Origin of the sequence: Corynebacterium sp. HMSC074A09, assembly GCF_001811545.1 — a bacterium.
Classification (GTDB): domain Bacteria; phylum Actinomycetota; class Actinomycetes; order Mycobacteriales; family Mycobacteriaceae; genus Corynebacterium; species Corynebacterium hiratae.
The window spans coordinates 91,000-100,026 of sequence record NZ_KV805175.1 but is presented as its reverse complement, the minus strand read 5'-3'; the positions used below and the strand labels follow the sequence as shown (position 1 = coordinate 100,026).

1 protein-coding gene is annotated in these 9,027 nt (G+C 67.7%); it reads right to left on the bottom strand.

Annotated elements, in window-relative coordinates:
- Window positions 1-58 precede the first annotated feature (58 nt).
- Entirely contained in the window at window positions 59-9,016 is an 8,958-nt protein-coding gene (locus tag HMPREF2807_RS12915) for a type I polyketide synthase (protein WP_070513492.1), read from the bottom strand.
- Window positions 9,017-9,027 lie beyond the last annotated feature (11 nt).

The following is a 9,027-nucleotide window of genomic DNA, read 5'->3' as shown; positions in this document are numbered from 1 at the left end:
GGTTTATCCACACGAAATGTCCCTTAAGCCAGTACGAACTGGCCCTAATTGCTAACGACTACACACTCGGGAACTCCCCGTTTGCGCCCAGGCGCGCATCGGCGTCGAGGAGCATGGAGATTTCCGCGGCCTTGTCGGCGTCGACGAGGCCGTAGCCGTCAATCATCACCTTGGCGTCGCGTGCTGGGAGGCGGCGGCCGTCGATGACCTCGAAGAGCGGTGCGCGGCCGAGCATGCCGGCCTCGAAGTGGGCGCGGCCGGCGCGCAGGCGCTGCTCGGCGCGCTTCCGCCACTCGGCAGCGGCATCCGCCCCACGCTGCTGGGACACGGCCTGCTCGAACACGCCGGGGTGGGCGTAGACGATGAGCGCGCTGACGTGGCCGAAGCCAAGCGAGGTCAGTGCCGCGGCCTTCACGCTGTGGCCCGCAGAGCCGAGGTCCAGCGGGGAGCGCAGCCACACCAGGTTCGGCGCCTTCGGGGCGATGAGCGGGTCGACGCAGTCCAGGGACACGTTCGCCGGGATGCGGTGCGTGCGGAAGACGTCGATGATGCCGCCGGTTTGGAAGAGCGCGGCACCCGCTTTGGAGTGGCCGGTGAGTGTCTTCTGGGAGATGACGAACATCGGCTGATCCTCATCGCGGCCAATCGCTGGCCACAGCAGGGAGTGCAGCTCCGACTCGTTGGGATCGTTGGCGTTGGTGGAAGTGTCGTGCTTAGACAGGACGCTGACGTCGTTGGGGGTGAGGCCCAGACCGCGCAGCGAGCGCGCCAGGCGGGAGTTCTCCCGGCCGCGGCCAGCACCCAGAGCGCCCAGGCCAGGGGCCGGGATGGAGGTGTGGGCGCCGTCGCCATAGGAGGCCGCGTGGGCGACCACCGCGAGCACCGGCAGTCCTAAGTCGGCTGCTAGTGAGGCACGAACGAGCAGGACCGTGCCGCCGCCCTCGCCTTCGAGGAAGCCGCCGCGGCGGCGGTCATTGGCGCGGGAGATGAAGCGATCATCGATTCCCTTGGCGGTCATCTTCGCGGTCTCCGCGGTGGCGTTCATGTCGCCGAAGCCCTGGAGGGATTCCACCTGGACATCGTCGATACCGCCGGCCACGACCACGTCGGCCTTGCCCAGGGCAATCTTGTCCACGGCTTCCTCAATCGACACCGCTGCGGTAGCGCAGGCACCAATCGGGTGAATCATGGAACCGTAGCCGCCCACGAGCGACTGCATAGTGTGCGCCGCGATGACGTTCGGCAGGGCCTCCTGCAGGATGTCCGACGGGCGCTCCTCACCGAGGAAGCGGGTGACGAAGACCTTGTGCAGGGACTCCATGCCGCCGATACCGGTGCCCTGCGTGGTGGCCACCTGGCCCGGGTGGATGGAGCGCAGCAGCTCCGCCGGGGAGAAGCCGGCCTGGGTGAAGGCATCCACCGCGCTGACCAGGTTCCACACCGCCATGCGGTCCAGGGAGTCGAGCATGTGCTCCGGGATGCCCCACTTGGCGGCGTCGAAATCATCCGGCATCTGCGCGGCGACGGTACGGGTCAGCGTGGCCTTGCGCGGGACCTTGACGGTCGCACCCTGGCGGCGGGTGACCTGCCATTCGCCGTCCACCTCGACGATGGTGACGAACTCCGGATCCGCGTCCTGGATATCGCGGGCGGTGGCCTCCGAATCCACGGTGAAGGTGACGTCGCGGTCCAGGAAGACGGTGGTCAGGTCGATGGAACCGCGGTCGGTGAGATGATACTTATCCGTCAGCGTGCGCACGCCGGAGCGTGCGACGACCTCATCGCGGAAGCGCTCGAAGATGTCCTCTTCGGCGATCTCCTCATCGCTCTCCACGACGAACCAGCCCGGGTGCGGGTCCTCGCGCCATTCCACCAGCCCGGTCATCCAGGCCAGCTCCAGTACGCCAGCGGCGGTTAGTTCCGCGGAACCATCACGCTGCAGGCCATACTCGGCCTCGAAGCGCGTGCGGCCGGAGCCCCACGAGGAGACCTCGCCGATACCGGCGATGACCACCATATCCTCCAGGTCCGTGGTGACCTGGCCAACTTCTTCCTCCAAGCCAGGCTGTACTGCCTGCACCTGGTTGGGCAGCGCGGTGATGGTGGCGGGGGCGTCCTTTTCTTCATATGCAGCTGCGCCAGTGGTTTCGGCCGGCTCCACATCGGCAGCAAGCTCCTTGAGGGAGAAGCCTTCCAAGCCGCCGGTGAGGTCCTTCTCCACCGGGGCGTGAGCTGCCTGCTCGCGCGAGTCGGCGCTGGCCAGGTCCATGAGCTCGGCGGAAATCTCCTCCGGGCTCCACACCTTGATTCCGGCCTTCTCGGCGGCGGGCACCAGTCCATCGTTGCCGCCCATGAGGTGCGTGCCAGCAACCCAGCCGATCTTGGCCTGAGCCAGGGTGACACCCTGCGGCCAGCCGGCCTCGACCTTCCACTTGTTGAGGATGGCATCGAGCGCGGCCTTGACCTCGCCGTAGGCGCCGTCGCCACCGAAGGTGCCGCGGTTGGGCGAGCCTGGCAGGACAACGTGGCAGCGCTTGTCGACGTCCCCCTGGCTCAACCTCGCCAGCCCCGCAATGGTGCGCTCGACGGACCAGAGCAGCAGGCGGGCCTGCGTCTCGGTCGTTCCGGAGGCATCCGCTAGCGAGCCGGAGACACTCGGCGCGGCGAAGGGGAAGGCCAGCGTCGGGGTCAGCGCGGGCTTGAGGATCTTGACCTCGTTGCCCACGGACTCGCGCTGTTCGGTGCCAATCCAGTCGATGAGCGCGTCAATATCGCGGAAGCTGGACAGGTTCGCCGGGACCAGCCACAGGGCGGAACCGGCAGCGCCGTGCTCGGCGTAGAGCGTGCGCGCGAATTCCTTGCGGGCCTGGCTGACACGGGAGGCGGTCATGATGACGGTCGCACCACCCTCCAGCAGGCGCTCCACCAGCGCGGTGGCGATGGAACCAGGGGCGGCACCCGTGACCAGGGCAACCTCACCGGCAAACGCGCCGGGGGCGGTGTCCATGGCGGCTTTCGCGATATCCTCGCGCTTCCACCAGCGGGCCTGACGCGCTAGGTCCTCGCCGGCACCGCGGAAGCTGTCCACTGGGTACTCGGCTTGGCCCAGCGCCAGGCGGGCGAGGCGCTCGCGGGCGATGGCCCAGGAGTCGTCGAAAAGCACGGCCTTGTTCGCATCGAAGGAGGGAGTAACGGACTTGAGCCAGCCGGAGCCGAGCTCTGCCTCGACGGCATCGATGACGGTGGTATCAGGTGCCTCGATGAGCTCCGGTTCGGAGTCCAAGCCCAGCTGGGAGAGAACCTGGCGGGCGACAGTAGCCAGCACGCCGCTCTCACCGGTGACGGTCTCGGCGAAGGCATCCAAAGCAGCGGAGTCGACCACGGCACCGCCACCGGCACCACCGGCGGCAGCGCCCTTGGATACGGAGGCGCCGTGGGTAGCGGCGACGGCCTGGACGGCGGCGTCGATCAGCTCGTGTGCTGCGGACTTGGAGGTGGCCGTGGCCGGCACGGTGCTCAGCGAGCCGCCGCGCACGGAGTCCTCCTCGCGGGAGCCGAGCAGGATCTCCGCCTCGACGTGGGCAACCCAGGATTCGGGCAGGCCCCAGGTTCCGGTGACGTAGTCCGCCACGGCGGTGGGCTTGAGGCCCGCAGCGCCGAAGAGCTGGCGCAGGCGCGCGCCCACGGCCTCACCCAGCACCGGGCCGAAAGCGGAGTAGCCCGGGGCGGCGGTGGCGACCTTCTCGCGCAGCGTGGCCACGTCGGCATCGGCGGCGCCATCGATGGCCGGCACGCCGATTTCCGCGGACATGTCCATGAGCAGCTGGTTGCGGCGCGAGGACACGCCGTTGGTCAGCTCTTCCACGGTGTCGGAGTCCGTGATCTGATCCACGCGGATCTTGTTCTGGAAGGCGAAGAGCACCATGATGGCCTCCGCCGCACCGAAGCGCAGCTCGGGGGCGTCGCTCGCAGCTGCCGCGGTAGGTGCAGGAGCTGGTGCGGCGGCCGGAGCCTCGGCAGTTTCGACTGGTGCTTCGTTCGCCTGCGGTGCCTCTTCGGCGTCGGATTCCGGAGCCGGTTCGGCGGCGGGGGCTTCGGAGACGTCGGCAAGCATGACCTGCTCCTGGTCGCGCTCCACGTTGAGCACGCGGATGGTGCCCTCCGGGATGCCGGCGACGGCCAGCGAGCGGGTGGCCAGGTTGGTCAGCGTCGGGGAAGAAGCCAGGCCGACCTCGATGATCTGCTCGACCTTGCCGAAGAGGAGTTCCTGGGTCTCAATCCAACGAACGGGCGAAGCGAACTGCCAGGACAGCAGCTCGATGAGCAGCAGGCGGGCGAGCTCGTGCTCGGAGAGGTCCTCCACCTTCAGCCCGTCCAGCTTGCCGGAGGGAGCCAGCGGTGCCACGGCATCGACGAAGTCCTGGGTCAGCTCGAAGGGGCGGGCCACCAGGTTCGGGATGTAGCGGCCTACCAGGGCGTCCAGATCCAGCTCCTGCGGCAGGAGCTCATCGAGCTTCTCCGCGAAGGCCGGAACGCCCTCGCGCAGCACGCGGGAGTGGAAAGGAACGTCGATGCCCGGGACCATGACGGCCGCGCGCGGGGCGATGGCATTGGCCTTGTCCACCAGGGCCTTGAGCCCCTTCTTGGTGCCGGCGACGGAGTACTGCTGGCCGCGGATGTTGTAGTTAACAATCTCCAGGAACTCGCCGGTGGCCTCGGCGACCTCAGCCACCCAGGCGTCGACGTTGTCGGCATCAATGCCCGCCATGTTCGGGCGCAGTGCCGCCATGGCGTATTCGGAGTTGCCCTCCGCATCGCGCGGGACCAGGCTGCCCATGGCGGAACCACGGGAGTAGACGATGTCGATGACACCTTCAAGGTCGAAGATATTCGCCAGCGAGGCTAGCGCGGTGTACTCGCCCAGGGAGTGGCCGGCGAAGTAGGAGGTCGGGGCCAGGGCGTCCTCGGCGCGCAGGCGCTCGGTCTGGGCATAGGCCACTACAGCCAGGGCCACCTGCGTGAACTGGGTCAGGTGCAGCACGCCTTGCGGGTGTCGGAAGGTGGTGCCGCGGACGGTGAGCTCCGTCGGGTTCTCATCGATGACCTTCTGGATGCTAAAGCCGAGGTTCTCGCGGGTATGCGCATCAGCACGGCGCCACGCTTCGCGCGCTGCCGGGGAGGCCTGGCGGTCGCCCTTGCCCATGCCTTCGGCCTGGATTCCCTGGCCGGGGTAGACATACGCCGTGGTCGGCGCGGCAAGCAGGGCCTGGCCGCGGGAGACCACCTCGCCGTCGATGCGGCAGGTGACTTCGAGGGCCTGGTGGATGCCCTTGCGGCCGACGCGTTCAACGGTGACCTCGATGTCATCGCCCAGCTGCACCATGCCGTACATGGAGTAGGTCCACCCCACCACGCGGCCATGGCGCCCGGCCACTTGCTGTGCGGCGGCCGAGAGCCACATGCCGTGCACCAGCGGTGCCTGTAGGTTCACCAGCTGGGCCGCGTTATAGGAAGTGTGAATCGGGTTGTAGTCACCGGAGACTAGAGCGAAGGGCGTCATGTCCTGCGGGGCGGTGACGGTGGCGCGGTCGACGAAGGAGCGCGGCGTCGGCACCACCTTGGTGGCGGACTTGCCGCCGCCCCACTCCGGTGCTTGGCTCGGTGCGGCGGTGCCGGTGGCGCGGCCACGGATGGCAAAGCGGTGCATCTGCGTGGCCACGACATCACCGGAGGCGTGGTCCTTGAGCTCCAGCTCCACCGTGACGATGCGCCCGGAGACGGATTCCTCGATGGCGGTGCAGGAGGAGGTGACGTCGATCTGGCGGCCGTCGGCAAGCTGCTCCAGCGGCACGCGCAGGTCGATGACGTGGTCCAGGTGCACCGCGTTGAGCAGGCCTTCGATGACCGGGTAGCCGTCCTCCAGGCGGCCGGAGCCGAGCGCGGCGTAGATGGCCGGCCAGCACGGGCCGACCAGAACATCCGGGGTGCCGGCCTTCTCGGCTGCAGCATCGCCGCAGGTCACCGCGCTGTGTGCGGAGAGCAGCGAGGCAGGGAAGTGGAAGGAGTAGCCCGACTCGACGGTGGGCATCTCCGTGATTTCATCGCCCTGCTCCGCCGTGGAGCCGACACCAGCCAGGCCCTCCAGGAGGGTGAAGACGGAGTTGGGCAGGCGCTCCTCGGAGACCACCGGGGAGCCACCCGTGGCTACATCCTCCGGCAGGTCCACAGGGACGGTGACCTCGCGGACGTAGAAGGGGCGCTGCTCCTCCGGCAGGTCATCCCAGTAGGAGTCGGCCGTGATGACGATCTCCCAGTTGCCCTCGGCATCCTGGCGCAGGTCGAAGGCGTTCTCATCCATCTCATAAGCCGGGTTGGCCATGAGGTGGCCGTGCCACAGCAGGGTCGGGGAAGTACGCAGGAACGCGGCCTCATCGGCGGCGGAATTCAGGCGGGAGAAAGCCTTCTGCGGGGTCGATCCCTGCTCCAGCAGCGCATCCGTGGTGGCCTGCTCGAAGCGGGCAAGCAGGTCTGCCACCGGCTCGTTCTTCTTGGTAATACCCGCCACGGCCACGGGGCCGGGGATGATGCGCACCTGGTCAGCGGTGTAGCGCTCATCCTGCGCCTGCCAGAGCGTGTCCTTGCCGAACCAGGACTTCAGGTCACCGTCCAGGGCCGGTACCCACGGCATGGGCTTGACGTGCTTGTAGTGCAGGGAAATCCACCAGGCGGCATCGCGCGCCGAGACCTCGGTGGTGCGTGCGGCGGGGTAAGCCTCCAGCAGCTTCGCTGCGGCTGCGGGGGCGTCGTGGACGTCCTCAAGGCTTGCGAAGAGGGTTTCAATCTGGCCGTGGTCCGCCGGGTTCAGGCGGGCTTCGACGCGGTGGAGGAGATCGAAGAAGCGGTCATCCCACGTCGGATCCACAAACGGGTGGGCCAGCGTCACAAAACGCTCGATCCACTCGGCGTAGGTCATGGACTCGACATCGCCGAAGTAGGGCTTGCAGGTCTTGGCCAGGGCGTCGATGATTTCCTGGCGGTGTGCTGGGTACTCCTCGATGCTCAGGCTCGTAATCAGACGAGAAGCTGCGGCGAAGGAATTATCGAGGTCGTGGATATCTGCCAAAAGGTGGGACTGCGAGGATGCCACGCCGTTCGCACCGGTGCCGCGGCCTACCCAGCCGTCGTTCTGCTCCGGGCTGATACCGGCGGTGTTGACCAGCAGGTCCTTCACCGAATCAGTGGCCTTGGCCTCCTTGGTGGCCATGGCGACGGTGCCGAGGAAGACGGAGTCGACAGGCATGGCCGGCATACCGTGCTTCTTCGCCCACTCACCGGTGAGGTAGGAGGTGGCGCGGTCCGGGGAGGCGATGCCGCCGCCGACTGCCAGGTAGACGTTGGGGTGCTGGCGGATTTCGGCGTAGGTATCCAGCAGCATGTCATCCAGGTTGACCCAGGAGTGGTGGCCGCCGGCGTGGCCGTCCTCGACCTGCATGATGATGCGATCCTCCGGGTAGGCCGTGGCGATGGCCAGGACATCGCGGATTTGCTTTGCGGTACCGGGCTTGAAGGAGATGAAGGGGAAACCGTCGGCGTGGAGGCGGTCCAGCAGCTCGCCGGCCTCCTCTACTTCCGGAATGCCGGCGGAGATGCACACGCCGTTGAAAGCCGCACCGGCCGCGCGCGCCTTGGGCACGATGCGCGCCTGGCCGAAGTGGAGGTTCCACAGGAAGCGGTCGAAGAACATGGTGTTGAACTGCGCCGTGCGGCCCGGGCGCAGGTGCTGCTCCATTGTGGCCAGGTGGGCGCGGAAAACCTCATCGGAGTACATGCCGCCGCCGGCCATCTCCGTCCAGTGGCCGGCGTTGGCTGCCGCGGCCACGATCTCTCCATCAGCGGAGGTCGGCGTCATGCCACCCAGCATGATCGGGGACAGGCCCGTGAGATCGGAGAAGCGGGTCTGGGTATAGGTGCGGCCGTTCGGAAGCTCGATGGTGCGCGGGGCGAAGTCAGCGTAGTTCAGGGCCTTGGGCAGTTCATTGCCCGGCGTCGCCAGCGCATCGAGCTCCTGCGGGGCGGCGGCGGAGACCACCGTCACCCCGGTTCCCTGCACCACGCGGCGGGTGATGTTCGCCAAGGCGCGGTCGAGAACGATGAGGTGCTCGGAGTTGAGCGCGGCCAGCGTGGCCGGCCAGTCGTGTTCGTTGACCAGGATGGCCTCGGCCTGGGTGCGGGCCTCATCCACGTCGAGGCCGCACTTCTGAGCCAGCGCCACGGTGCGCTCAGCCGCCGGCGCGAGAACCGCGTTGTGGAAGGGAAGGGCCACGGGCAGCTCATCGAAGCGCGGGCTGAGCTCATCGCCACCGATGGTGCGCTTCTCCAGCTCGGCGTTGAAGCTCTTCACGGCCTCTTCGATGGCGGTGCGGGTGGCAGCCAGGTCCTCCGGGTTGCCGGACAGCGCGAAGTGGCGGCGGCCGTTGACCACGGCGATGGCTGCGGTGCCGTGTAGGTGCTCAGTGACGAAGCTGCGCTCCAGGCCCCGGATGGACAGCATCTGGGGGCGCGGGTCGGAGCCGTTGACCGCGCTGGCTGCGGTGCCCATCAGGATGGCCAGAGCCAGGGCTTCTACTGGCTTGTCGACGGCCATCTCGCCCAAGCTTCCCTGCGAATGCCCAGCGCGCTCGTCGATGTCGACGCCGAGATCACGCAGCTGCTCGATGGCAGCAATCTGGCCAAGGACGATGCCGGGGATGGACACTGCCGGCAGAGAGTCGAGGGAATTGGGCTCGACGGAACCATCAATGAGCTGCTCGAGGCGCTCAAGTGCGCCAGGGCACGTGGAGGCAATGGTGCGTGCGGCGGGGCCGGTGAGGCTGCGGGCCTGGGCGAGGGCCTCGCGCAGGGAGTCAGCGGTGGCGGCAGTCTGCGCGGCGGTGGTGATGAAACCCTGCCAATCGGAGCCTTGTCCGGCGAAAAGCACGGCCGGGCGGGGCATGGAATGCAGCATAGTAACAGGCATCTTTCCTCTTT